This is a genomic window from Stenotrophomonas sp. 85239_Sma (assembly GCF_056481725.1).
In genome coordinates, this window is sequence record NZ_CM151163.1 from 3,693,785 (window position 1) to 3,719,548 (window position 25,764).

19 protein-coding genes are annotated in these 25,764 nt (G+C 65.3%); 3 read left to right on the top strand and 16 right to left on the bottom strand.

From position 1 onward, the window contains the following. Positions 1–3 precede the first annotated feature (3 nt). From ACYKG1_RS17185 to ACYKG1_RS17210, 6 genes are all read right to left on the bottom strand, one after another. The gene (locus ACYKG1_RS17185) at positions 4–1,029 is read right to left on the bottom strand and encodes an AAA family ATPase (RefSeq protein ID WP_478470985.1); all 1,026 of its coding nucleotides are present in this window, start codon (positions 1,027–1,029) and stop codon (positions 4–6) included. 172 nt (positions 1,030–1,201) lie between these two features. Beyond that, the gene (locus tag ACYKG1_RS17190; RefSeq protein ID WP_262227638.1) at positions 1,202–3,172 is read right to left on the bottom strand and encodes a type IV pilus secretin PilQ; all 1,971 of its coding nucleotides are present in this window, start codon (positions 3,170–3,172) and stop codon (positions 1,202–1,204) included. Positions 3,173–3,193: 21 nt separating this feature from the next. After that, positions 3,194–3,727 (bottom strand): pilus assembly protein PilP, encoded by a 534-nt coding sequence (locus ACYKG1_RS17195; protein ID WP_478470986.1) that lies wholly within the window; start codon positions 3,725–3,727, stop codon positions 3,194–3,196. Beyond that, a complete protein-coding gene (locus ACYKG1_RS17200; RefSeq protein ID WP_100473778.1) occupies positions 3,727–4,383 on the bottom strand; it encodes a type IV pilus inner membrane component PilO in 657 nt (218 codons plus the stop codon). Before ACYKG1_RS17200 ends, ACYKG1_RS17195 begins: the two co-directional genes overlap by 1 nt. Continuing rightward, on the bottom strand, positions 4,380–5,252 hold the full coding sequence (locus ACYKG1_RS17205) for a PilN domain-containing protein (RefSeq protein WP_478470987.1): 873 nt from the start codon (positions 5,250–5,252) through the stop codon (positions 4,380–4,382). The genes ACYKG1_RS17200 and ACYKG1_RS17205 overlap by 4 nt, the downstream gene beginning before the upstream one ends. Next, complete coding sequence (locus tag ACYKG1_RS17210) at positions 5,252–6,310, bottom strand: pilus assembly protein PilM (RefSeq protein WP_014038321.1); 1,059 nt, start codon at positions 6,308–6,310, stop codon at positions 5,252–5,254. The genes ACYKG1_RS17205 and ACYKG1_RS17210 overlap by 1 nt, the downstream gene beginning before the upstream one ends. 219 nt (positions 6,311–6,529) lie before the next feature. Here ACYKG1_RS17210 and ACYKG1_RS17215 point away from each other — a divergent pair, with 219 nt between their 5' ends. Together ACYKG1_RS17215 and ACYKG1_RS17220 are read left to right on the top strand one after the other, a co-directional pair. Continuing rightward, positions 6,530–8,941 carry a penicillin-binding protein 1A gene (locus ACYKG1_RS17215; protein ID WP_478470988.1) on the top strand — a complete coding sequence of 804 codons (2,412 nt, stop codon included), beginning with the start codon at positions 6,530–6,532 and terminating at the stop codon, positions 8,939–8,941. A gap of 107 nt (positions 8,942–9,048) precedes the next feature. Further along, a complete protein-coding gene (locus ACYKG1_RS17220; protein WP_262083763.1) occupies positions 9,049–9,693 on the top strand; it encodes a hypothetical protein in 645 nt (214 codons plus the stop codon). A gap of 101 nt (positions 9,694–9,794) precedes the next feature. On the opposite strand, the gene ACYKG1_RS17225 is transcribed toward ACYKG1_RS17220, so the two are convergent. From ACYKG1_RS17225 to ACYKG1_RS17270, 10 genes are all read right to left on the bottom strand, one after another. Further along, positions 9,795–10,538, bottom strand: a complete 744-nt coding sequence (locus ACYKG1_RS17225) for a hypothetical protein (RefSeq protein WP_478470989.1) — start codon at positions 10,536–10,538, stop codon at positions 9,795–9,797. 69 nt (positions 10,539–10,607) lie between these two features. Beyond that, entirely contained in the window at positions 10,608–15,071 is a 4,464-nt protein-coding gene (locus ACYKG1_RS17230; protein ID WP_478470990.1) for an ESPR-type extended signal peptide-containing protein, read from the bottom strand. 60 nt (positions 15,072–15,131) lie between these two features. Beyond that, positions 15,132–15,839, bottom strand: a complete 708-nt coding sequence (locus ACYKG1_RS17235) for a pilus assembly protein (protein ID WP_478470991.1) — start codon at positions 15,837–15,839, stop codon at positions 15,132–15,134. Positions 15,840–15,857: 18 nt separating this feature from the next. Then, positions 15,858–17,003: a CfaE/CblD family pilus tip adhesin gene (locus ACYKG1_RS17240; RefSeq protein ID WP_478470992.1), complete on the bottom strand. Its 1,146-nt coding sequence runs from the start codon at positions 17,001–17,003 to the stop codon at positions 15,858–15,860. Next, positions 17,000–19,729 carry a TcfC E-set like domain-containing protein gene (locus ACYKG1_RS17245; protein WP_478470993.1) on the bottom strand — a complete coding sequence of 910 codons (2,730 nt, stop codon included), beginning with the start codon at positions 19,727–19,729 and terminating at the stop codon, positions 17,000–17,002. Before ACYKG1_RS17245 ends, ACYKG1_RS17240 begins: the two co-directional genes overlap by 4 nt. 51 nt (positions 19,730–19,780) lie before the next feature. Beyond that, complete coding sequence (locus tag ACYKG1_RS17250) at positions 19,781–20,290, bottom strand: CS1 type fimbrial major subunit (protein WP_100473787.1); 510 nt, start codon at positions 20,288–20,290, stop codon at positions 19,781–19,783. A gap of 343 nt (positions 20,291–20,633) precedes the next feature. Next, positions 20,634–20,996, bottom strand: a complete 363-nt coding sequence (locus ACYKG1_RS17255; RefSeq protein WP_478470994.1) for a NirD/YgiW/YdeI family stress tolerance protein — start codon at positions 20,994–20,996, stop codon at positions 20,634–20,636. 258 nt (positions 20,997–21,254) lie between these two features. Beyond that, the gene (locus tag ACYKG1_RS17260) at positions 21,255–22,532 is read right to left on the bottom strand and encodes a citrate synthase (RefSeq protein WP_014038331.1); all 1,278 of its coding nucleotides are present in this window, start codon (positions 22,530–22,532) and stop codon (positions 21,255–21,257) included. Between the two features lie 296 nt (positions 22,533–22,828). Then, the gene (locus tag ACYKG1_RS17265; RefSeq protein WP_005418951.1) at positions 22,829–23,071 is read right to left on the bottom strand and encodes a type B 50S ribosomal protein L31; all 243 of its coding nucleotides are present in this window, start codon (positions 23,069–23,071) and stop codon (positions 22,829–22,831) included. Between the two features lie 88 nt (positions 23,072–23,159). Next, a complete protein-coding gene (locus tag ACYKG1_RS17270) occupies positions 23,160–24,098 on the bottom strand; it encodes a nucleoside hydrolase (RefSeq protein ID WP_478470995.1) in 939 nt (312 codons plus the stop codon). 225 nt (positions 24,099–24,323) lie between these two features. On the opposite strand from ACYKG1_RS17270, the gene ACYKG1_RS17275 reads away from it, so the two are divergent. Continuing rightward, positions 24,324–25,652, top strand: coding sequence for a Fic family protein (locus ACYKG1_RS17275; protein ID WP_478470996.1), 1,329 nt, complete (start codon positions 24,324–24,326; stop codon positions 25,650–25,652). Positions 25,653–25,764: the final 112 nt, after the last annotated feature.

The following is a 25,764-nucleotide window of genomic DNA, read 5'->3' on the forward strand; positions in this document are numbered from 1 at the left end:
GGCTCAGGGTGCCGGCACCCGGGCCAGCAGCTCCTGCACCAGGCGCTCGCCGTCCCAGCCTTCGGCGGTGGCTTCATAGCTGGGCAGCACGCGATGGCGCAGCACGTCGGCGGCCACCGCACGCACGTCGTCGGGGGTGACGAAGTCGCGGCCGGCCAGCCAGGCGCGCGCACGTGCGCAGCGTTCCAGTGCGATGGAGCCACGCGGGCTGGCACCCCAGGCGATGCGGCGGCCGAGGCCGGCGTCATAGCGCGACGGGTCGCGCGACGCCAGCACCAGTTCGATCAGGTACCGCTCCAGCGCCGGCGCCATGTGCAGGTCCAGCACTTCGCGGCGGGCGTCGAACACGTCCTGCATCGGCATCTTGTCGGGCGCCGGCGCGGCCTCGCCCAACGCGCCACGGGCACGCTCGCGGGCCAGCCGCAGGATTTCCGATTCGGCCGCCTGGTCCGGGTAGCCGATGCGCACATGCATCAGGAAGCGGTCCAGCTGCGCTTCCGGCAGCGGGAAGGTACCTTCCTGCTCGATCGGGTTCTGCGTGGCCATCACCAGGAACAGCGACGGCAGCGCATAGGTATGGCGGCCAACGGTGACCTGGCGCTCGCCCATGGCTTCCAGCAGCGCCGACTGCACCTTGGCCGGCGCGCGGTTGATCTCGTCGGCCAGCAGGATCGGGTGGAAGATCGGGCCGGGCACGAACTCGAAGCGGCCTTCCTGCGGGCGCCAGATCTCGGTACCGGTGAGGTCGGCCGGCAGCAGGTCGGGGGTGAACTGCACGCGGGCAAAGTCCGCTTCCAGGCGCGAGGCCAGTGCACGGATTGCCGTGGTCTTGGCCAGGCCCGGCGCGCCCTCCACCAGCAGGTGGCCGTCGGCCAGCAGCGCGATCAGCAGGCGTTCGACCAGTGCCGCCTGGCCGACGATCTCGGCCGACAGCGCGTCGCGCAGCTGGGTGAACGCCGCATGCAGGCGGGAGGTGGCCGGCGCGGGCGGCGGCGAGACGGTTTCGGGCATCGGCGGTGGCAGGTTCATGGGGGCCTTTGACCGGCGCAGGACGGCACGGGTTCCCGACATCATCGCAGGGTGCCTTGCGATTGGCATCAAGAACGGCTGAACAGCCCTCCGCGCAGAGCGTGGTTCCCCTGGCGGAAACGAAGAAGGGCCGCACGAGGCGGCCCTTCTTCGAACACCTAAGTGCGCTGGATCAGTTCTGCTTGGCCACGCGCAGCACCTTCGGGGTGACGAACACCAGCAGCTCGGCCTTGTCCTTGTTGCGACCGCGCTTCTTGAACAGGTTGCCCAGGAACGGCACGTCGCCCAGGAACGGCACCTTGCTGATGCTGTTGCGATCGGTGAACTCGTAGACGCCACCGATCACCACGGTCTGCCCATCCTCGACCAGCACCGCGGTGTTGACTTCGCGTCGGTTGATCGACGGCACGGTGCCGTAGCCCTCCAGCTGGATCAGCTGGTCGACTTCGTCCTTCTTCACCTGCATGTTGAGGAACACGCGGTTGTCGTTGGTGATGGTCGGGGTGACCTTCAGCTCCAGCACCACTTCCTTGAACTGGACGTTCGGGGTCGCCACGCCGCCAGCGGTACCACCGCTGATGGTGACGTAGCCGATTTCCTTGCCCTGCTTGATCATCGCTTCGCGCTGGTTGGTGGTGACCACGCGCGGGTTGGAGATCACCTCGCCTCGCGACTCCTGCTGCATGGCCGACAGCTCCACGTCCAGCAGGTAACCGGCATTGAGGATCGACAGCGCCAGCGAACCCGGGTTGCTGGCGGCAGCCACCGGCAGGTTCCAGTTCAGGCCACGGGTGATCGCCGAGCCGGACTTCACCGGCGGCGGGCCGATCCGGCCACCCGCTTCCCAGTCACGCTCGGCCTTGGCATTGGCCAGGTCGGTTGCGACCTGCGACTTGCGGGTCTCGGCATTGGCATCCAGGCTGCCACTGAAGTACACGTTGTCACGGCTGCCGCTGACACCGAACTTCGCGCCCAGCTCGCGGGCGAAGGTATCGGTGGCGATGACGATGCGGCTTTCGATCAGCACCTGGTCGACCGGGCGGTCGATCACGTTGATCAGCTCGCGCATGCGCGCGATCTTCTTCGGGATGTCGCTGATCATCAGCGTGTTGGTGCGTTCGTCGGCCACGATGCGGCCGCGCGAGGACAGGAAGCCACTGTCTTCCTGCGAGGAGCTGCCCGAACCACCACCACTGCCACCACCACCGCCGCCGCCGATGCCCTTGGCCTCGGTCAGCGCTTTGAAGATCTGCGTGGCGCTGTGGTAGTTGATCTGGATGTAGTCGGTCTGCAGGTCTTCGCGGTTCTCGATGGCGATGCGCGCGTCTTCCTTTTCCTGCTCGAACTTGGCCAGTTCGGCCTGCGGCGCCACCCAGATCACGCTGCCGTCGCGACGCTTGTCCAGGCCCTTCGCGCGCAGGACGATGTCCAGCGCCTGGTCCCACGGCACATTGACCAGGCGCAGGGTCACGTTGCCCTGCACCGAGTCGGACGCCACCACGTTCAGGTTGGACTCCTCGGCGATCAACTGCAGCACGGTGCGCACCGGCACGTCCTGGAAGTTGAAGGTCACCGGCTTGCCGGTGAAGCCGCGCTGGCCGACGGCCTTGGCCGCCTGGGTGACGCTGCCGGCGGTGACCGCACCCACGGCGGCCTGGGCCTGCCGCGGGCTGATCTCGACCACGTACTCGTTGCCGCTCTGGTAGGCCAGCGATTCCACGGCGCCGCCAGTGCTCAGCACCAGCTGGGTGCCGGCACCCGACGGCTTGGCGTCGATGCGCTGTACCGGCGTGGCGAAGTCGGTGACGTTCATCGGCTTCTGCAGGTTGGCCGGCAGTCGGGCATTGCCGACGTCGACCACCACGCTGTTGCCCTGCGTGCGCAGGTCAGGGATCGCGCCCTGCCCGTCGAACTGCACGATCAGGCGCCCGGCGCCGTCATCGCCACGCTTGAAATCGATCTTGGCCACCGACAGGGCCGCCGGCGCGGCGGCCGGTGCCACGGTGGCGCCCACTGGCTTTTCCGCCGGTGCGGCAGCCAGCGCCGGAGCGCAGGCCAGCATCAGCGCGACTCCCAGCGCGCTGACACGGTTCAAGGTAGAGCGCCGGATGGGACGCAGCCCCTTGGCTTGGTGAAAGGTCATCGTGCTATCCCCAGTAAACGATCATTGATCTTCAAGCGAGAGCGTTGCCGGCCGTTCCAGCCAGCCACCCGCGCCATCCGGCACCAGTTCGATCAGCTCCACGCGGTCTTCGAAGACCGCCGTGACCCGCCCGTCGCTCTGCCCCAGGTAACCGCCCGGGCGAACCCGGTAGGTAACCTTGTCCGGCCCCATCACCAGCGCCACGGTACCTGCGCCGGTACCGATGGTGCCGACCATGTCCAGCGCATCCAGCGGGAAGCCTTCCAGCGGCTCCTTGCGCCGGTTCGGGTCCGGTCGCAATCCGCCGTTCCCCTGCTGCGGATTGGTCCAGGCATCGGTGAACGGATCGCGCATGCCCTGCGCGGAGTATTCAAAGGTCTCGAACTGCTGCATCACCGGCAGCGGCTCCAGCGGTTGCGCCGGTCGCGCACGCTCGCCTTCCACCCATTTCTCAAGGTCCGGTGCGTCGCCGGGCGTGCTGGTCACGCCACGGCCGCAACCGGCCAGCAGCAGCACAGCCAGCACCATCGCACCACGTACGGTCTGCGCGCGCATCACTTCTTGCCCTCCTTGCCAGCGTCGGATGCCTGCTGCGCCTGCACTTCGGTCTCGTCCAGGTAGCGGTAGGTCTTGACCGTACCGGACAGTTCCAGTGCACCGCTGCGGACGTTGCCGCCGGTCTTTTCCTTGGGCTTGAGGTTGATGTCATGCATGGTCAGGATCACCACCCGCGGCAGCGAGGCCACGCCACTGACGAACGCGCCGAACTGGTGGTAACTGCCCACCATGCGCAGCTTGATCGGCTTCTCGGCGTAGAACTCCTTGATCTGCTCCTGCTCCGGCTCGAACAGCTCGTTGGTCAGGCCGCTGGACAGCGCGGTCTGCGAGATGTCGATGATCAGGTCGGGCATTTCGGTCTTGCTCGGCAGCTGCCGCAGCATCTGCTGCAGCACCTGCTCCATCTGCGCCAGTTGCTGCTTCAGCGGCCCCAGGTTCACCGCGCGTTCCTGCTGCTTGGTGAACTCGGCGCGCAGCTCGGTTTCCTTTGATTCCAGCCCGGCCAGTTCCTCGCGCTTGCCGCTGATCAGCAGCATCCACGCCACGAACATGATGACCAGCGCCAGCAACGAGCAGAAGACGATCTTGGCCTTCTGCGGCCAGTTGCCGATGTCGTTGAAATCCAGGTTCTTGAGGTCGATCTTCTGGCTCATGCGCGGTCCCCCTGCAGCAGCGCATTGAAGGCCTGCGGCGGCTGCGCCAGGCGGCTGCCCTCGGGCTTCGGGGCAGGTGCCGGGGCCGGAGCGGCCGGCTGGTTCGGTTTGGCCGGAGTGGCCGACGGTGCAGCGGCCGGTGCGGCAGGAGCCGCTGCCGGCTGGCCCGGTGCGGGAGCCGTAGGCGTCGCGGCATCCGGACCTGCGGCCAACGGAGCCACCGGGGCCGGCGCAGCCGTCGCCACCGAGCCATCGGCGTTCAGGCCCGGCGTCGCCGAAACCTCTTCGCTCTGTGCCGGCAGCTTCACCTTGACCACGAACACATACGGCAGCGCCTTGATGTCGGCCAGCGGGCCGACCTTGCCGTCCTTGTCCTTCTCCGGGTCACGCGCTTCGATGATCGACAGCTCCGGGTTGGTCATCCAGCCGGACGTCTCCAGGTTGCGCATGTACGCCGAAACGCGGGCATTGGACTGGGTGCGCCCTTCCAGCGTCAGCACATCCCCTTCCTGTTTCAGCGCGGTCAGCACCACGCCGTCGGGGATGGTGCGCACCAGCGCGTCGAACAGGTGGACCATCTGCGAGCGCTTGGCCTGCAGCTCCTCGATCACCTTCTTGCGGGCCAGCAGGCGTTCCTTCTGCGCGTCGAGGCGGTCGATCTCCTTGTTCTGTTCCTTGACCTTCTCGATCTCGGCTTCCAGATAGGCGTTGCGGTCCATCTGGCCGCTCACTTGGCGGTCGTAATAGAACCAGATCATCAGCGACAGCAGCAGGCCACCGACAGCGGCCATGCCCAGCATTGCGTAAAACTCGCGCTGGCGTTGCTTGCGCCGCTCGGCGCGCCAGGGCAATAGATTGATGCGTGCCATCAGTCAAAGCTCCTCAGCGCCAGACCGGTCGCGATCATCAGCGCGGGGGCATCCTGGGCCAACGCGTGCGCGTTCACCTTCGGCCCCAGGGTCATCTGCGCCAGCGGGTTGGCGACCACGGTCGGCACACCCAGCTGTTCCTCGACCATCTCCGGCAAGCCACCCAGCACGGCACAGCCGCCTGCCAGCACGATGTGATCGACGCGGTTGAATTCGCTGCCTGCATAGAAGAACTGCAGCAGGCGGCTGATCTGCTGGACCGTGGCCTCCTTGAACGGCTCCAGCACTTCCATCTCGTAGCTTTCCGGCAGGCCGCCCTGGCGCTTGGCCAGCCCGGCTTCCTCGTAGCTCAGGCCGTAGCGGCGCATGATCTCGTCGGTCAGCTGCTTGCCACCGAACACCTGTTCGCGGCTGTAGAGGCTACGGCCGCCGCGCAGGACATTGAGGGTGGTCATGGTGGCGCCGATGTCGACCAGCGCGACCACGCCGTCGATGGACACCGGCAGCTCGCTGGCGACCAGGGCGTAGGCGTTCTCGACCGCGAAGGCCTCCACGTCCATCACCTTGGCCTGCAGGCCACCGAGTTCCAGCGCGGACTGGCGCAGCTCGACATTCTCCGAACGCGACGCGGCCAGCAGCACCTGGACCATCTCCGGGTTGTTCGGGATCGACCCGATCACCTCGAAGTCCAGGTTCACTTCCTCGATCGGATACGGAATGTAGTTGACCGCTTCCAGCTCGATCTGGGCTTCCATGTCGTTTTCGTCGAGATCGGCCGGCATCGGGATCACCTTGGTGATCACCGCCGACCCCGCGACGGCGGCAGCGGCCAATTTCGCCTTGCTGCCTGAGCGGTTCATCGCCCGGCGGATGGCCTCACCCACGGCCTCCACTTCAACGATGTTCTTCTCCACCACCGCATTCGGCGGAAGAGGTTCCACAGCGTAATGTTCCACGCGGAAACGATTGCCACTGCGGGACAGCTGCAAAAGCTTTACCGCAGTCGAACTGATGTCGACGCCCACAAGCGGCGACTGACTTTTTGGGATGAGCCCCACGGTTTCTCCCCTGCCGACGGGCACTTGGACGCAAGAGCTGCGTCCGCGCATTAATAACGTATTCTTAGCAAATGGCAACCGCCCTGCTGTGAAATCCCTCACGGATTCACGATGCAGCCCCTGGCAATTCCCCTTGCGCTCCCCGGTGCCGACCCCAGCCGCCACCTTGCGTAATCTATACTCTGCGACCACGAAATTCGCAATCGGAATCTGAACCCGATGACTCGACTCCGCCGCTGGCTGCGCTGGATCTTCCTGATTGTCCTGGTCCTGGCGCTGATCGGCGCGGCCGCCGTGGGCGGTCTGTACTATGCCGTTTCCTCCAAGCTTCCCGACGTGCAGACCCTGCGCGACGTGGAAATGCAGGAGCCGATGTACGTCTATGCTGCCGATGGCAAGCTGATGGCGGTGTTCGGCGAGACCCGGCGCACCCCGATCACCATGAAGGACGTGCCCGAGAAGCTGAAGCAGGCGTTCCTGGCTACCGAGGACGCCCGCTTCTACGATCATGGCGGTGTGGACTACAAGGGCATCGGCCGCGCGGTATGGCTGCTGGCCACCACCAACGACAAGCGCGTGCCGGGTGGCTCCACCATCACCCAGCAGGTCGCCCGCCAGTTCTTCCTCAGCTCCGAGTACAGCTATACCCGCAAGCTGGCCGAGATCCTGCTGGCGCGGAAGATCGAGTCCGAGCTGAGCAAGGACGAGATCTTCGAGCTGTACCTGAACAAGAGTTTCTTCGGCAACCGCGCCTACGGCGTGGCTGCTGCCGCCGAGTTCTACTACGGCAAGAAGCTGAACGAGCTGGACCTGGACGAGATGGCCTCGCTGGCCGGCATCCCCAAGTTCCCCTCTTCGGGCAACCCGATCTCCAACCCGGAACGTGCCCGCCAGCGCCGCGACAACTACGTGCTGCAGCGCATGGCCGACCTGAAGTTCGTCAGCCAGGCCGAGGCCGACGCGGCCAAGGCCGTGCCGATGCACGCCACCGCGCATGAGCCGCCGGTGCAGGTCGATGCCCCGTACGTGGCCGAGCTGGTGCGCCAGGAAATGATCGCCCGGTTCGGCGGCGACGTGGTCAACAAGGGCTATCACGTCACCACCACCATCGACTCCACCCTGCAGACCGCCGCGAACCAGTCGGTGCGCGACGGCCTCCTGCTGTACGACCACCGCCACGGCTGGCACGGCGTGGAGAAGCAGGTGCAGCTGGGCGCCGGTGACGACACCGCGGCCCTGGCCGAGCACCTGCGTGGCATGTTCGGCCAGGCCGGCCTGCTACCGGCGATCGTCGCCAGCACCGGCGCCGATGGCAGCGCCACCGTGGTGCTCGCCAACCGCACCGAGATCGTGCTCCCGGCCGGTGCTGCCAAGTGGACCAACAAGACCCCGGGCAAGCTGGTGCAGCGCGGTGACATCGTGCGCGTGCGCGCCGGTGCCAAGGAAGGTGAGTGGCTGCTGGACCAGATCCCGCGCGGCCAGTCCGCACTGGTCTCGCTGGACGCCCACAACGGCGCGTTGAAGGCGCTGGTGGGTGGCTTCAGCTTCTCCGGCAACAAGTTCAACCGCGCCACCCAGGCCCGTCGCCAGCCGGGGTCCAGCTTCAAGCCGTTCGTCTATGCGGCCGCCTTCGACAAGGGCTACAACCCGGCCTCGATCGTGCTCGATGCCCCGGTCGTGTTCCGCGACCGCCGCGGCAAGACCTGGGCCCCGCAGAACGACGGCGGCGGATTCCGCGGCCCGATGCGCCTGCGCGAGGCGCTGGTGCAGTCACGCAACCTGGTGTCGGTGCGCCTGCTGGATGGCATGGGCGTGGACTACGCCCGCAAGTACATCAGCGAGTTTGGCTTTGCCGAATCGGAGTTGCCGCCGAACCTGTCGATGTCGCTGGGTACCGCCTCGCTGACCCCGCTGTCGGTGGCGCGTGGCTACGCCGTGTTCGCCAACGGCGGCTCGCGCGTGGATACCTGGCTGATCGACCAGGTCAACGACCGCGACGGCAACCTGGTGTTCAAGGAAAACCCGGCGCTGGCCTGCCGCGACTGCGCCGGCAGCAGCGACCAGCCGGTCAACCAGGTGGTGGACGGCTTCAACTTCGGCGCTCCGGCCCCGAAGGTGGACCCGGCCGCCGCAGCCAAGGTCGAAGCCCCGGCGGCACCGGCCAACCCGGATGCCCGCACCGCCCCGCGCGCGATCGACGCCCGCACGGCCTACCAGCTGGTGTCGATGATGCGCGACGTGGTCCAGCGCGGTACCGGTGTCCAGGCCAAGGTGCTCGGCCGCGAGGACGTGGGCGGCAAGACCGGCTCCACCAACGACCATCGCGATGCCTGGTTCTCCGGCTTCGGCGGGCCGTACGTGACCACCGTGTGGGTGGGCCGCGACGACTTCCGCTCGCTGGGCTACCGCGAATACGGTGGCAAGGCCGCCCTGCCGATCTGGATCGAGTACATGCGCACCGCGCTGAAGGACACCCCGATCGCGCAGAACGACCCGCCCAGCGGCATGGTCCAGGCCACCCTCAACGGTGCCACCGAGTGGGTGAAGGTGGAAGACATGGACCGCCTGACCGACTACGACCTGAACCTCAATACGCCGCAGGCCGACGCCGCCGCGTTCGATATCTTCTGAGGAAGGAAGTTGGGGTGCCAACCGTGGGTTGGCACCTCCGCGAAATACCCACGCAGATGTCACATCGGTGCGCTAGTCTGTAGCCAGGTCGCAACAGGAGTCATCGCATGCATCGCGCCCGTCAGCATGCTGCCAGCCAGACCCGCGAGCGGCGCCACCGCCTCGCCCACGAAGCCGCCCGCCTGATGGCCGAAGGCGGCATCCGCGACTATCACCAGGCCAAGTTGAAGGCCGCCAGCCGGCTCGGCATCCACGACGATGCCTCCCTGCCCCGCAATACCGAGATCGAGGACGCCCTGCGCGAGTACCAGCGGCTGTTCTCCGGGCCCCGGCACGGCAACGAACTGCAGCGCCGCCGCGAGGCCGCGATGCGCGCGCTGGAGTTCCTGCACGGCTTCGCCCCGCGCCTGGCCGGTCCCGTGCTGGACGGCACCGCCGACGCGAACAGCCCCGTGCAGCTGCACCTGCACAGCGACGACCCGGAGGCCGTGCACCGCTTCCTGGACGAACACGGCATTCCTGCCGAATCGCGGACGCGTCGCCTGCGCATGGACCGCGAGCGATGCCTGGACGTGCCGGTGTGGGTGTTCAGTGCCGAGGAGCTGACCTTCGACCTGGCCGTGCTGCCCTATGACGCCCTGCGCCAGGCGCCGCTGTCGCCGGTGGATGAAAAGCCGATGCGTCGCGCATCCGTGGCGCAGTTGCGGCAGGTGCTGGCCGAGGCGGAGATCACCGCGTACATCGGCGGGTGACGGTAGCTCCGGTCTTGGTCGGTGCGGGCCGTTGGTCCGCGCGGCGCTTCAGGCGTCCGGATACCTGACCGAAGAGCAGTCGAGCATGGCTCGAGCCCACCCTACCGCAACTCATGCGGCTCCTTGGCATCGCCGGTCAGCAGGCGTGCCAGCCACGGCGCACCCGCGCGCCGTGGGTACTCCATCATCATCCGGGCGTGCATGTCCTGCAGGTCAGCCAACAGCCAGGTCTGGTTGTAGACGTCGCCGAACGTGTCGGACCAGGCTGTCTGTATCCGCGCGCGCTCCCCCCCGTTGAGATTGGGCATCCTGTCCAGCGGTACCTCCAGCACCGGCGCCAGCCCCTCGTTGATGGCGGTGTTTTCCGCCTGCGCTGCGCGGAGCAGTGACAGCCGATGCTTCAGCTGCCAGCACGGGTATGGGAAGCAGCTGCCCGTGGCTTCGATGTACGCCGCCATGTCGGCCAGCATGTGGGCTTTCAGCTGCCACACCATCGCACTGTCCAGCAGCTCCCGTACCCGCATCGTGCGCAGCGTACCGGCCCGGACTTCTTCTGGCGTGGTGAACGGCTCACCGGGTGTGGTGCCGCCATGCTGCACCAGCACGATGCGATGGATCGCCTCGCCGGTGATGTTCTCCACGCGCAGCGCTGCCACCTCCGGGTGCACGCGCGGCGGCGGCACGCTCACCACCCGCCAGTGGTACCAGAGCACCAGCACCATGCCGGTCAGGCACAGCAGGGTGAACAGGACCCAGCTGTCCAGATTGCGGGTGTAGTAGAAGTACCGCGCCCGCCACAGATAGAACGTGCGGTAGCTGATGAACCGGCTTACCCAACCATACATTGCCATCTCCTCGGCAAGGACCCCGGCGCGACGGGGTGGATTACGCGCGTCATGCCGGGGCTGCATGGCTTACCAGCCGATGCCTACGCCGACGCCCATGCTGCGCTCACCGCTGTTGGTGAACGCGCCATTGAGGCTGAAGGTGGCCGAGCCCTTCTCGTTGAGCACGCGCTGGTAGCCCACCGCCATCGCCGACTCTCCCTCGCTGTAGCCCACGCCCGCACCGAGGCGGTTGTAGGTGGCCAGGCCGGCGGTATTCATCGCCATCGCGCTCTGTGCACTGCTCATCGCGGCCATGCGGTTGAAGCGCTTGTCCATCTTGTCCAGGCGGCGTTCGAAGTTGCTGATCGCACCATCGGTGTACTCGTTGGCGCGGGCCAGCATCTTCTCCAGCTCAGCGGTGTCGACCTGCGGCTTCGGCGAGTCGTCCTTGTTGGCCTTCGGCTGCGGCGTGGGCTTGTCACCCTCGCCTACCGAGGCAACCTGCTGGGAGTCCTTGCCTTCCGGTACCACAGGAGTTTCCTCGGCCTGCGGCTTCGGAACCGAGGACGACGCCAGGGCACGCGGTGCCGGGGCATCGTCGATGCGCTGCTCCAGACCGTCCATGCGGCCATTGAGCTGCTGCTGCATCGAATGCAGCTGGCCACCGTTGACCGCATCACGGCTTCCGGCCGCGATCAGGCCGTTGGCCACGTTGGAGATGACCATGCCGTTGGCGCCGGCGAGGGTGAGCTGGTTGACGCCGTCGGCGCGGACCGAAGGTGAATCCTGGAAAATCGAACTGAGCTGACCTTCCACCTTGTCCGCGCGACGGCCGGCAGTGATGACGGCGCCATCGAGTGCCATCAGTGCATCTTCGACGGTGCTCTGCGTTCCGCCTTGCACCGTATAGGTCGGGGCGATGATGTTGCCGTTGCCGTCCATGCCTGCGCCGCCCCCGAGAGTGGCGAGGGAATCCTTGAGCTGGGAGACAGTGGTGGCGTTGTGGTCGGCTGTACCTCGGGCAATGTTGGTCAGACGACGTTGAGTTGTAGCATTGCCAAAAGACGCGGTTCCAGGCTCGTCTGCAGCGGAGTCTGCACCCAATGCCATGGAGCCAATAGCAGAGTCTCCAACCACAGCGCCCGCTCCGATCGCAACTCCGTTGTTTGCATGCACCTGAGCACCTGCTCCCATCGCAAAACCATCCGAGGCGCCACCAGCGACTCCAGCTCCACGGCCCACTGCCACTGAGTTCTTTCCAACGGCTGTTGCGAATGCTCCCAATGCGGTGCCTCCTTCAGCTCCGGCCTTCGCTGAATCACCAATAGCCACTCCAAGCAAGGCCGCCTCTGCGCGCTCACTGAATGAGTCAACACCCACGCTCAGATAGTGATTGGCGCTCTCCAAATCCGCAATTCGACTATTCGTCGAGTGGAGCTGACGGCCCGACACGGCCTCTGTGCTACTGGCATCAATGGAGCCATCCGCAACACCACTGATCTTCCGATTGGCATTGGCGCTGTTGCGCACATCCAAGATCGTGCCACTGTTCTTCTCGCCCAAACGCACACTCCCAGACGCAGATCCTTGGGCCACCAGCCCGCCCAGTGCCGTTGTCTCAGCCAGCGCCTTGGCGGCATCCGTCTTTGCCACGCCAGCTTCCGTACCCGCAGACCTGGCAATGCCCTCCACCGTCGCCACCTTGTCATTGGTCACGTTTAGCTGCCTGCCGTTGACGGCCTCATAGCTGCTGGCGCTGACTACTCCATCAGCCACACCGGTCAGCTTCCGATTCGCGTTCGCGCTGTTGCGCACATCGAGCAAAGCGCCGCTGTTCTTCTCGCCAACACGAACGTTGCCGTTGACAGCGACTTGACCGACAAGGCCATTCAGCACTCCGGTGTCGGCCAGCGCCGTATCCGCGCTGACCTTCGCTGCGCTGGCTGCCGTCTGGGCCGCAGTCACGTTCGCGTTGGTTTCATGGAGCTGCTTGCCGGTCACGGCCTCGTTGCTGGTCGCGCTGATGTCCCCATCGGCGACGCCCATGATCCTGCGGTTCGCATTGGCACTGTTGCGCACATCCAGCTGCGTGCCACTGTTCTTCTGTCCCAGGCGAACACTCTCATTGGCAGCGGCCTGGTTGACGAGGCCACCCAGCGCCGCCGTTTCGGCCAGCGCATTGCCCGATTCCACCTTTGCAGCGTTGGCGGTGGTCGTCGCTCCGTCAGCTGCTGTCTGGGCCTTGGTCACGGCCTGGTTGGTGGCATGAAGCTGGTTACCGGTGATGGCATCTGTGCTGCCGGCCCCCACTGCGCCATCGGCGATGTACTGGATCTTCCGCTTCCTGCTGGCGCTGCCGACCGATACCGAATTGGCTGACGCGGTCACCGCACCTGCACCCAGCGCAACGGCATTCTCATGTGAGGCCTGAGCGCGGTCACCCAGCGCCACGGAGCTGGTGTTCGAAGCCTTGGCCAGATTGCCCAGCGCACTGGCGAACTTTGCCGTCGCCTCGCTACCGCGACCCAGTGCCGTTGCCTGGCTGGCGCCTGCCTTGCTCAGATAGCCGACCGCCGTAGCGTGCTCAGCCTGGGCTTTAGCGTCACCGCCTACAGCAATCGAGAAGTTTCCGCTTGCGTTTGCACGGAAGCCGGTTGCAACGGCACCGTTGGCGCTACGGGTTCCGGCACCGACCGAGACACCCGCGTTCTGGTTCGCCACCTTGTTTCCGTCCGCATCCACGCCAGCGCGCGCGTCGTCGCCCAGCGCTACGCTGCGGCCGTTGTACGCTTTGGCGTTGTTGCCGAGTGCGGTGCTGATACCGAAGCTGCCGTTCTCCGCGCTGGCGCCCTTGCCCAAGGCCAAGGTGGCCGCATCGATACGATTCGTCGCGGCCTGCGCAATTGACTTCACCGCGACCAGCTCACCCGTGACATCGCCGGCGGTCTTCTCCACGGCCGTGAGCCGGGTATTGGTCTGGAACAACTGGTTGCCAGTGATGGCATCGGTGCTGCCGGCACCCACCACACCATCGGCGACGTACTGGATCTTCCGCGTGGACTTCGCGTTGCCCACGGACACGGAATTGGCCGAGGCGGTGACCGAACCAGCCCCCAGCGCAACTGCGTTTTCGTGCCCTGCGTGTGTACCGTTTCCAAGGGCCAGTGAACTGACGCCCGTTGCCCTCGCAAGATTGCCCACTGCGGTGGCGAACTTCGCCGTTGCCTGCGTTCCTCGCCCCAGGGCCGTCGTCTGCTGGGCCCCGGCGATACTGGCTTTCCCGAGAGCGGTACTCAGCTCTTCATTGGCGACGGCATCTGAGCCGATCGCAACAGAGAAATTGCCACCCGCAACGGCCTTGTGACCCATGGCCACGGCACCGTGCGCACTCCGGGTACCGGACCCCACCGAGACGCCGCCCGCCCTGCCATTGACCTTGTTTCCTGCCACATCGACGCCGGCGCGCGCGTCATCGCCGAGCGCAACGCTCGCGCCGTTGTAGCCTTTGGCGTTGTTGCCGACTGCCGTGCTTGCGCCATAGGTGGTATTCGACTCTGCCAATGCTCCCTTGCCAAGCGCCAGTGCCGTCGCATCCACCCGATTGTTGACCGATTGCGCAAGGGTTTGCGTTGCAAACAGCTGCTTGCCGGTAACGGCATCCGTGCTTGCCGCACTCAAGCGCGCATCGGCCACGTTGACAATTCGTCGCTTGGTAGACGCGTTGCCAACGGAGACCGAGTTTGCCTCGGTCGCTTCTGAGTTGGCGCCGATGGCTGCAGATCCATTAGCCAGTGCCTTCGCATGATGACCGAGCGCAACGCCGCTGAACTCTGCACGCGCGTTGCCACCCACTGCAATGGCTCCGGAATAGCCAGCGGTTCCCGCAAATGCATTCCCTCCGATAGCGATGCGGGACACACCTGCCGTGCTTTCAACTGTGCGGGCGCCACTACCTACTGCTATGGAGTTCTGAGCGTAGGCACGAGCATCGTGACCGACAGCAGTGGTGCCGACGCCCGAGGCAACCGAACTCGCACCCAGTACCGTCGAGTAGCCGCTCTTTGCCTCTGCCTTGTAGCCAACCGCTACATTTCTATCCCCTTTTGCGACTGCTTCATTCCCTACCAGAACACTGCCTTTTCCTGACAATGAGGACGCTGTCCCGTAGACCACTGAGCCCCAACCGCTGATGCTGGACCTGGATCCAAGAATCATCTGCATGTCGCCGTTGAGCGTGGCGTCCTTGTAGTAGGCATCGTTGAGCAATGCCAGCTGGGTGTGGATCGCACGCGGTTGCGCTGCAAAGAGCGAAGACACCATCGGAGAATGAGCCAGAAAGCGCGCGGCTTCCCACTCCACCGTCCGCTCGCTCTCAGACACAGGCTCCGCGTTCTCACTCGCCGATGCAGCGAACGCCGTCGACGCGACAACCAGCAAAGCAAGCGCCCTGAGCTTGGTTGACGACCGCTTGCCGCACGATGCGCTCAGCTCACTACCAACTACCCAGCATTGCTTTGCATGACTCCAGATACGACGATAGATGTGATTCATGTTCTTTCCTTAACAGGACAAGGGAAACAAAGCCCCGCGCGTGCGCGGGGCAATAGAAGGTCAGGCGCTTGGCGCCAGGGTCGTCACGTGATCGCGATAGCCGTCGTTCGACAGGCGGTACTGCAACTGCAGGGTGTTGCCCGGCTGGAGCTGGAAGGGCAAGGTCAGCGCAGCATCGGGGTAGAGACTTGTGGACAGCTCGCGCGGCGTGCACGCGCCACCGGCGTTGCATTCGGCAGCACCGGTAATGCCCACCCGCAGCGTGCCGGTATTGCGCAGGGTGTTGCCCTGTAGTTTCAGATCCACGTGGCCTTTGGCAGGCACCACGTTCACCAGCGCGCCCCAGACCAGGCTGACGCCGACGTTGGCCTGCGCCGCCTGCTCGTCGCCTTCCAGGATCGTGCCGTCGGGGCCCTTCACCCCCTCGAAGTAGATGCGGTAGGCCGCCTCTTTTTCGACGGTCTGCAGCGGAATCACCCGGATCAGGCGATTGCTGCCGCCGCTGAGCGCGAACTTGCCGGGCGTGATGGCAATCGCCGCATCGGCGGCCTCTACTTCGATCTCTTCTTCACCCACCTGTGCCGGGTTGGAGATGCGCAACAGGCGCGCCTGCACGTATTGCGGTTGGGTGGATTGCGAATACACGCGAATCTGCGTGCCGTGCTTGGCATCCACCGCTGCGCGCATCGGATGAATGGACAGATTGGCCTGTGCCGGTGGGGCCAGCAGTGCGCTCAGCGGCAGCAGGCATAACAGCAGCTTCTTCATGATGAGCCTCCGTGGTGATCAGGGTTTGGCGGTCGGCACGCGCAGCTCTACCGTGAGCTCGCCCTCGTAGAGACCGGGGCGTTTGCTGGCGATGGGTGTGGGCGGCGTTTCCAGCGTCAGTGGCGTGGGCACGCAGTACACGGGTTGGCTGATGCCGGGTAGCAGCACCATGCGCAGTTGCGCGCTGTCGATGCCGCGCAGCAGCTGTTCTTCGCCGTGCTTCATCGCCAGCAGGTTGCCGCCGTAGTTCAGGCCGACCTGGTAGTCGAGGCGCTGGGTGTCGTCGCTGCCGCCGTCCTGATGCCAGACCGCGAAGCCGCGCCCCGGCGGTGGGCGAGGCCCGCTGTCGCGCACGGTGACGCCGAGGAATTCGCTCTGCGAGCCCACACCGTCGTAGAGGCACATGTCCACGTCCTTGCGCCCGGCGACGACCTTGCGAATGGGGTCGTAGCGCAGGTCCATGTTGACCAGGGGTGCAACGCCATCGAAGCCGGGGAAGTAGATCGAGATCGCGTCGTAGTCGGTGACGGTGAAATCGAAATTGAAGGTGGCTGTGGCTACTGGTGCTGCGGCAGGGTCGGCTTTGATGTTCAGGCGCATCGTAGCCTTCCAGTGGCCAGCGACGAGCCGCGAGATCTCGCGCTGAGGCAGGATCAGCTCGACGCCGGTTCCAAGCGGATCATCTGCGCCTCCCCCTACGCCGCATCGAAACCAGAATGCTGAGTCTAAGGGGCGCACCCGGTCGTGCCAGAAGTCACCAGTGCATATCCGTCCTGACATGACTCTCCGCATGCTTCCAATTGCACGGACTTCCGCAATCAGCCCCGTCCTGCGCTCTGCAAGACGCAGCACAACTTCAGATGCTCCGGATGCAAGGGAGGGCTCGCCTACTGTTGGACACCGCCCAAACTCAGCATCAGAAGCAGACCCACAAACCACATGGATCTGCCCATACTTCAGCGCGAGGTCGTGGCTGAACCCCAACACCGTCCGCGGCGCCCACAGCTCCACATCACCCGGCACCGCCGAGCGATCCCACGACATCACGATGTCCCTGCTCTGATCCGTCGGGTGCGTTTCCGGCGGCCACTGCGCCCACGCCCTGGGCGCCAACACCACCAACGCACACACCAGCATCAACACCAACAACACACGCCGGTTCATGGCGTTCCTCCTGCAGCAGCGGTCTGGGGCGTGGCGGCAATCAACGCGCGTTCCTGCAGCAGGCGGGTCACGCGGGCCTGCTGGCGGATCTGCGGCGGCAGCTGGGCCACGGCCAGCGGCTCGCAGTGCACGGCACCGACCAGCAGCACCACCTGGCGGCGCTCGCGCACCTGCAGCGGGCAGTGCAGCAGGCGGTCGTCCTGCAGCAGGTACAGCGTTGTCTCGCGACGCGGGAAGTCGGCGACGAAGCCACCGTTGGCGCTGGTGCCGGGCACCGGCGCGTTGAGGATGCGGGCGCCGCCCAGCGGCGCTCCGGCAAGATCCTTGGCGTTGCCGATGAAGGTGTAGGTCACCTCGATCGGCACCGGCATGCGCATCAGGCGGCCGGGGCTGAGGAACATCGGCCGCGCGCCACCCACGCCGGTCACGCGGATGGCGGCGATGCTGTCCAGCGTGCTGGCATCCTGCACTTCGGCGCGATGCGACTGGTACGACGACAACGGCAGCAACCGGCGCTCGCCAATCTGCAGGCGTTGCCTGCGCAGGCCGCCCACCTGCAGTTCGGCCGCCACACCGCGCAGGTCGACGTCATCGGTGTCGGCCACCTGTACAGCCAAGCCGGCGTCGGCGCCATTGCTGCCGCTCCAGTAGAAGCCGCGCTTGCCCAGCGCGAAGCCGGAGCTGTGCATGCCGCTGTAGGCGGTCTCGCTGCGGCCACGCTGCTGGTAGTGCGCCAGCGTGGCGCCGCTCTGGCCGAGGCTGTTCTGCAGCTGGCCGCTGAGCGTGGCGCTGTAGCGGTCGCTGTTGTTGGCGCGCAGTTCGGCCGACAGCTCGCGGTACTGCGCATCGACGTCCTGGCGCAGGCTGTGGCCGACGCTGTAATTGATGTCCGGGCGCTGATGCTGCGGCTGGCGCACGTCCACGCTGTAGCGGCGCTGGCCGCTGCCGGCGGTGCCGCGCAGCAGGCGGGTCAGGCTCAGGTTGAAGTAGATGCCGCGGTCGCGTTGGTCACTGCCGCGCAGGCTGTCGCTGGCGCGCTGCTGCCACACGCCCACGCGCGTGGAGACACTGAAATCCTGCCAGCGATGGCTGCGGCTGAAGCTGGCCTGCCAGGTGCGGCTGAGCTGCGGCTCGCGCCGCTGCCACGGTGCCGGCGGCGGCAGCAACGGGTCCAGCCCGGCCAGCGGATCGTCTTCTGCGCCCGGCAGCATGCGTCCTGCGCGCCAGGTCTGGCGCCGCGTGTAGCCCACATAGGCACTGCCACCGGCCAGCGGCAGCGCCATCGAAGCGGTGAGCGAGTTGGTGCAGCCCAGCTGATCGCGCGCGTCGGCCTCGAACTGGCAGGCCTTGCCGCGCATGCGCTGCTGGTAGATGTTCCAGGACGCGGTGCGGCGGTACGACAGCTGGTGTTGCTGGCCGGTGCTGCCATCGCTGCCGCGCATGCCGCCAAAGCTGGCGCGCAGTTCCTGGGTGGCGTACAGGCGGCGCAGGTCCACGCGCAGTTCGCCGTAGCGGAAGCCGCCGAGGTCGGCAACGCCGGCCACCACCGCCACGTCGCGGCCCAGCGGCACACGCATGCCAGCCACCGCCACGCGTTCGCCACCGAAGCGATCACTGCGGCGCTCGCTGCGCTTGCCGCCCTGCACGAACCACTGCCACTGGCTGTTGGTCCAGTCGCCGCCCTTGTCGAACGGCGCGTCTTCGCTGCGCACCAGCACGCCATCTTCGTAGATGCGCAGGGTGACGTTGTAGTTGCCGAACGGGAAGTTGCGGGTGTCGATCTGGTTGATGCCCGCCTGCAGGTAGAAGGTCTGCAGCAGGCGCGTGCCGTCGTAGGCATCCACGCGTGCGTCGCGCGCCAGCAGTACGGTCAGCGGCGTGGCCTGCACGGCAGCATCAGCGTCCACGTAGGCCTGGGTGGTGCCCACGCGCAGGCCCTGGAAGCGGTCCAGCGGCAGCATGCTGAAACTGAAGGTGCCGCCCTGTGGGCTGGACAGGTTGCGGCGATCCATGCGCCCGGCCTGCAGATAATGCGCCTGCCCCAAGTCGTGGCGGTAATAGACGTTGTCGAACTCGAACGCGCTGTCACTGCCGCGGCTGCGGTAGCGCTGCTGGTTGAAGTTCCATTCGGCGGAGACATGCCCGCGATCAAACAGGCCCAGCACGCCGGTGCCTCGCGCGGACAGCGTCTGGTAGTCGCGGCTGCCACTCACATTGATCACCTGCTGGTGCAGGAAGGCGTTCTCGGCGTTGGCGCTGACGCGGTGGAAGCGCTCGGCAGCCGGCTTGCCGGGAATCCACTGGCGGGCGACGAACAGGCGCAGCGCGCCCTCGCCTTCGTCGTACAGCGCGCGCACGGTGGCGGGGTCTTCCGGTGGATCGAGATAACCGCAGCCGGCGGTGGCCCCACCGTAGCGGCAGGCCAGGTGGCTGTTGCGCGGCATGGGCTGTGACAACGCGAGCAACAGCGCGGCCTGCGCCTCGGCGGGCAGATCCAGCGCCTGCAGTACGCGGGCGGGATCTTCCAGCTGTACGTGCTCCAGGGTCACGCGCACCGGCGACAGCCCGGCCGAGCGGCCGAACAGCTGGATGTCGAGTTGTTCAGTCTGGCCTTCGACCAGATCCTCGAAGCCGGGCGGGACGCCGCGTGCGGCCACCAGTGGAGTGGACAACGCCAGGGCGAGCGCGACCGCCAGCCGGGTGATGGCGGGGGCGTGTGATGTCATGGGGGTACCGCTGGAAAAGCAGCCGGCCCGGCGTGCGGGCCGGCGCGGGAATTAAGGCGTGGTGGCCTTCTGGTTCAGCACGACGCTGACGATGCCGCCGTAGCGGCCCTTGGTGGTGATCGGCGCCGGGGTAGTCTGGGCGATGGTCAACGGCATCGAAATCGAGGCGCCCGGGGTAGAGCCAGCACCCGTGAACAGATCAGCCGCCTTGTACTCAATCGCAGTGGCATCCAGCGTGCGATTGTTCAGGCTGACGGTCATCGGGATGGTGACGGTGCCGGTCTCGTTGGCCAGGACGAATGGGCCGTCGATACGGGCCTCGATGTCGGCCTTCTCATCATTGGAATGGATACGCACACGCTGGGTATCCGGGATCAGCCCGCGCAGCGGGTCGTGGGTCAGGGTGACCATATCCGGCAGCGGAGTACCGTCATCACGCAGCAGGGCCAGGGTCGGGTCGACGTCGGCGTAGACGGAGATCTTGGTTTCCACGGCATGCGCGGACAGCGAAGCCGTGGCCAGCGCTGCAGCGAGCGCGGCCTTCTTGAGAATGGCGTGCATTGTTGTCTCTCTCGGACAAGGGGGAATATGAAAGCTCCCCTCCCCAAGGAGAAAAGGGAGGGAAGCGCCGCCCGCGGGGATGGGTGCGGGCGACGGAGAGAATGTTAGAAACCCCTTGCTGTGCAGACCATTCAAGCTTTCCTAAAACACTGAACGTTAAGGAGAATCCTTGAGGGCGTTCAATGTTTGAGAGTTATGCAATTCCCCTCATTTGTGGAATGCAAGAAACCTCATTGCCTTGCTTTTGTAGAGTCGACTGTTAGTCGGCTGCTCTTCTGATACGCGCTTGGCGCGTGAGTCGAGCGTGGCTCGACTCACGCCATGTCGCCACCACAAGCGAGCCTCAGCCCGCGGGCACCACGGTAACGTGATCAACATCAATGTCGGTCGGCTTGAACCGATGCGTATCGACCTTGCCACGCAGCTCGACCACGGTATCAGCACCGACGGCCTGCGGCGGCATGTCTTCGTCGTCGATCTCCACTTCGATCTGGCCGCTCGCATCGCGGAACTGGTAGCGCTCGTGACCAAGCTTGGTGACGAGGTTGCCACGCAGCAACACCGGGTGGTCGTCGCGCTGGGCGCGCGCGTCGTTGACGGTACTGACAGCGGTTCCTGCGCCTGGGCCGGTGTACTGCGCGGACACCTGCGGGCTCAGCACGGCCAGCGGCGTGGCGATGAGGGCAACGGCAAGCAGTCGGTTCATGGTGTTCTCCATGGTTGAGTGGTACCCGCAGGTTCTATCGCCTCGGATGTGATGCCTATGCAATAGATCCGAAAAGATGTGAAAGCGACATTCATTGTCAGAAAGCATTCAGATCCTGAAGCGCGCGCGTGCAGCGGCGAGTCCGTGCTCGACTCCAGAGGATCGTGCGGTCCCACGGTCCGCACCTGTCAGGTCCGCTCCCCCAAAAAAAACGCCCCGCGGATGCGGGGCGTTCTTGGCACAACCTACGCGGGGCGATCAGCCCTGGTAGTCGCGCACGTCGCTGCCGGTGTAGACCTGGCGCGGGCGGCCGATCTTCATTTCCGGATCAACCTGCTGTTCCAGCCAATGCGAGACCCAGCCGGAGGTACGGCCCAGGGCGAACATGACGGTGAACATTTCGGTCGGGATCTGCAGCGCCTTGTAGATGATGCCGCTGTAGAAATCGACGTTCGGGTACAGCTTGCGGGCAACGAAGTACTCGTCCTGCAGCGCGGCCTGTTCCAGCTTCACGGCCACGTCCAGCAGCGGGTCCTGCACGCCCAGCTGCTTGAGCACCTTGCTGGTCATCTCGCCGATGACCTTGGCGCGCGGGTCGAAGTTCTTGTAGACGCGGTGGCCGAAGCCCATCAGGCGGAAGCCGGAGGTCTTGTCCTTGGCCTTGACCACGGCGGACTCGACGTTGTCGGCGCTGCCGATCTCTTCCAGCATTTTCAGCACGGCTTCGTTGGCACCGCCGTGGGCCGGACCCCACAGCGCGGTGACGCCAGCGGCGACCGACGCGTACGGGTTGGCGCCGGTCGAGCCGACCAGGCGCACGGTCGAGGTCGAGGCGTTCTGCTCGTGGTCGGCGTGCAGGATGAACAGCAGGTCCAGCGCCTTGACCACGTCCGGGTTCAGATCGTACTGGCCGTCAGCCGACTCGAAGGTCTGCTTCAGGAAGCGGCTGACGTAGTCCAGCGAGGTGTCCGGCTTGTTGGCCGGCAGGCCCTTGCCGTGGCGGTAGATCAGCGCCGACAGGGTCGGCACCTTGGCGATCAGGCGCACGGCGGCCTGGCGGCGCTGTTCTGCGTCGGACAGGTCCAGCGAGTCGTGGTAAATGGCCGACAGCTGCGCAATCGCGGCTGCCAGGATGGCCATCGGGTGGGCATCCTTGGCGAAGCTGCCGATCAGGGTGTTGATCGAATCATCGACGTTGGCTTCGGCGGTCAGCTCATCGGTGAAGGCCTTCAGCTGCTCGGCGCTCGGGCGCTCGCCGTTGATCAGCAGGTAGGCCACTTCGACGTAGCTCGACTTTTCCGACAGCTGTTCGATCGGGTAGCCGCGGTACAGCAGCACGCCCTTGTCGCCGTCGATGTAGGTGATGGCGGACTTGCAGCTGGCCGTCGCGGTGAAGCCGGAATCGTAGGTGAAGAACCCCGTTTCCTTGGTCAGCTTCGCGATGTCGACGCAGTCGTTGCCAAGGGTGGGTTTGATGACGGGCAGAACGACCGACTTATCGCCGGCGTTGAGCGTGACCTGATCAAGATCGGACACTGTGTGCGCTCCTTCATGGGAAGGCGCCTGCCCAAGCGCATTGGTCAGGCACGTGAATGACGTCCACGACCTGTGTCGTGGATCACGCCATTATCGCACAGCAGCATTTGCCCGGCGCTAGACAGAAGTCGTAGACGGCAGGCGGCCAGAAGCCGGCCAGCAAGCGGCCCGGATCGGCAAAAGCGTTGTCATACGAACGCAGTGTTCCGCCCATCCAAACGCCCGTTGGGTAGGCGTCGGGGAAAAACAAACGGCCGCGCAGAGCGCGGCCGTCGGTTCGAAGCGGGATCGACAGATCAGCGCGCGTAGCGCTTCTGGAACTTGTCGATACGGCCCGAGGTATCGATGACCTTGTGCTTGCCCGTGTAGAACGGGTGCGAAGCAGAGGAAATTTCAACCTTGACCAGCGGGTATTCGTTGCCGTCTTCCCACTGGATGGTTTCCTTCGTGCCCATGGTCGAGCGGGTCAGGAACTTGAAATCGGAGGTGACGTCATGGAAGACGACGTCGCGGTAGTTCGGATGGATATCGGCCTTCATGGGCTCACACCGTAAATGGGCTGGTGGTCAAGAGCGGCATTATAAGCACCGGTTGCCGCCCGGGGCAACCGGTGCCGGTCGATCGGCTTCAGTCCGCGCCCAGGGCCTGGCGTACCAGGGCCTCGAAACGCTGCTGGTCGTAGGCCATCAGCAGATCGCAGTTGTCCGGCTGGCCGGTCTGGCGGTTCCAGTCGACGATGGTGGCGCCGCGGCTGAACGTGCCGTTCAGCTCCACGTTCAGCGGCCGCGATTCGACCTGCAACTGCCCTTCCGGGTTCAGCGCCCAGGCCATGGCAACCGCATCGGCGGTGTACCAGCGGCCGCCCTTGCTGTCTTCGGACAGGGCACGGGTCTTGCGCGAGATCAGCTCATAGAAGCGGGCGCGATCGGAGTCGGCCTGCAGCCACTTCTCGGCTTCTTCCAGCGGCAGGCCGTGGGCGACGGTAGCCTCCCAGTCCGACACGAGCAGGTGCTTGAACGAGGTGAACACCACGTGCGCCGCTTCCGGATCGAAGGCGATGTTGAATTCGGCCGCCGGGGTGATGTTGCCGTGGCAGGTGACCGCCCCGCCCATCACCACGATGCGCTTGATGCGCTGGGGCAGGGTCGGGTCCAGCTTCAGTGCCAGCGCCAGGTTGGTCAGCGGGCCAAGCATCACCAGCATCAGTTCGCCGGCATGCTCGTGCGACAGGCGCAGGATGGCCAGCGCAGCGTGCTCGGCTTCAGCCTGGCGGCTCGGCGGCGGCAGGTCCACGTCGCCATAGCCATCACTGCCATGCACGTGGGCAGCGTCGACGGAGGGATGCAGCAGCGGATCCGGGCTTCCGGCAAACACCGGCACGTCGGCGCGGCCAACGATATCGCAGAGCTTGAGGGCGTTGCGGACGGTGTACTGCAGGCCGACATTGCCGGCGGCGATGGTCAGGGCGACCACATCGTGCCGTTCATCGGCAAAGGCCATCAGCAGGGCCAGGGCGTCGTCCACACCGGGGTCGGTGTCGATCAACAGGGGGATCTTGTGGGTCATCGTTGCCGTCTTCAGATCGGCAACGAAGTGTGGACCGGGATGATGACCGTTGCAATACCGGCCTGCCCCAGCGGCAAAGATGTGGGGGAGAGGGTTGGATCCGTTGCCCCCACCAACGCCCTGGCCAGCGCACTCACGAACATGAACAGATTTTAGTTCCGGGTCGCTTGGAGCGCCCAACATCATTTGCTATAAAAAGTTATGCACATTTCATAGAAAACAACCATGAAGCTGCCCGCGCCAGCTCCCGATCTGGCAACCCTCACCCGGAAGTACATGGAGACCCTCGGTACCATCCTGGACGCCCGGATCGGGCCCGAGGTGAACGGCGCCTATGAGCATTGGGACAAAGTCCGCCACAGAGCGCCACCGGCGGGCCTGAACGCGGAGCAGTGGTGGCTGGGCATCACGTGGACGCGCGCAGCATTGCTGAAGCCGCTACCGCTGTTGCTGGACAAGACGCAGCAACCCTTCAAGCTCGCACTCACCGATTCGATGCAGCGGCACCTGCATTACATCGACCGGGAGGCCGCAGGCTCGGTGAAGGGTGTGGATGCCGCCAGCGGCCAAGGACGGTTCCTGATCCGCTCGCTGATTGAGGAAGCGATGACCTCATCGCAGTTGGAGGGCGCCTCGACCACACGGGCCGTGGCGAAGGAAATGCTCAGCACGGGCCGTGCGCCGCGCGACCAGTCCGAGCGCATGATCTACAACAACTACGTGGCAATGAACGTGATCCGCGAGCGCGGCATACGCCCGATCACTCCCGGCGAGATTCTGGAGCTGCACAGCATCCTCACCGACGGCCCACTGGAGCTACCCACCGACAGCGGGCGTTTCAGAACCGCCGAAGACAACGTTGCGATCTTCGATCGCGGCTCACCACCTACGCTGCTGCACATCCCTCCTCCGGCCGAGGAAGTGCCTGCGCGGATCGAGCGGCTGTGCACGTTCATCAATGAGGAAAGCACACCGTTCATCCATCCTGTCGCCAAAGCCATCGCACTGCATTTCCAGATTGGCTACGACCATCCTTTCGTGGATGGCAATGGCCGTACAGCGCGCGCACTGTTTTACTGGGCGATGATGAATGCCGGGTACTGGATGACTGAGTATTTCTCCATTTCCAGCGTGCTGAAGAAGTCCCCAGGCAAGTACATGCGGGCCTACCTCTACACCGAAAGTGACAATCGGGATCTTGGCTACTTCGTGGCGCAACAACTGGAGGTCATTGAGCAATCGATCCAGGGCTTACATGCCTACATCGCCAGGAAGCATGCAGAGGATCAGGCAGCGCGACGCATGTTGCGAACCGCCCGGCTTGGCGGCGTGCAGCTCAATCATCGTCAGCGCGCCTTGCTGGCCAACGCGCTGAAGGATCCTGACCGGACCTACACCGTCGCCAGCCACCAGGCGGCACACACCATTACCTATCCGACCGCGTTGAAGGATCTGAATGGATTGGTGGCGTCTGGGCTTGTCAGCAAAGAGCGCGTCGGGAAGGCCTCCGAGTATCTCGTGCTTCCCGGCCTGTCGGAACGTTTGGCGCTGTAGATCCACGCCATGCGTGGATGTATGGATCAAGGTCCACACCCACCAATGCGGCGTGGATGAGCGTCAGGACATGGGGTCAGAGCCCTTTGCCATGCAAAGGGCTCTGACACCT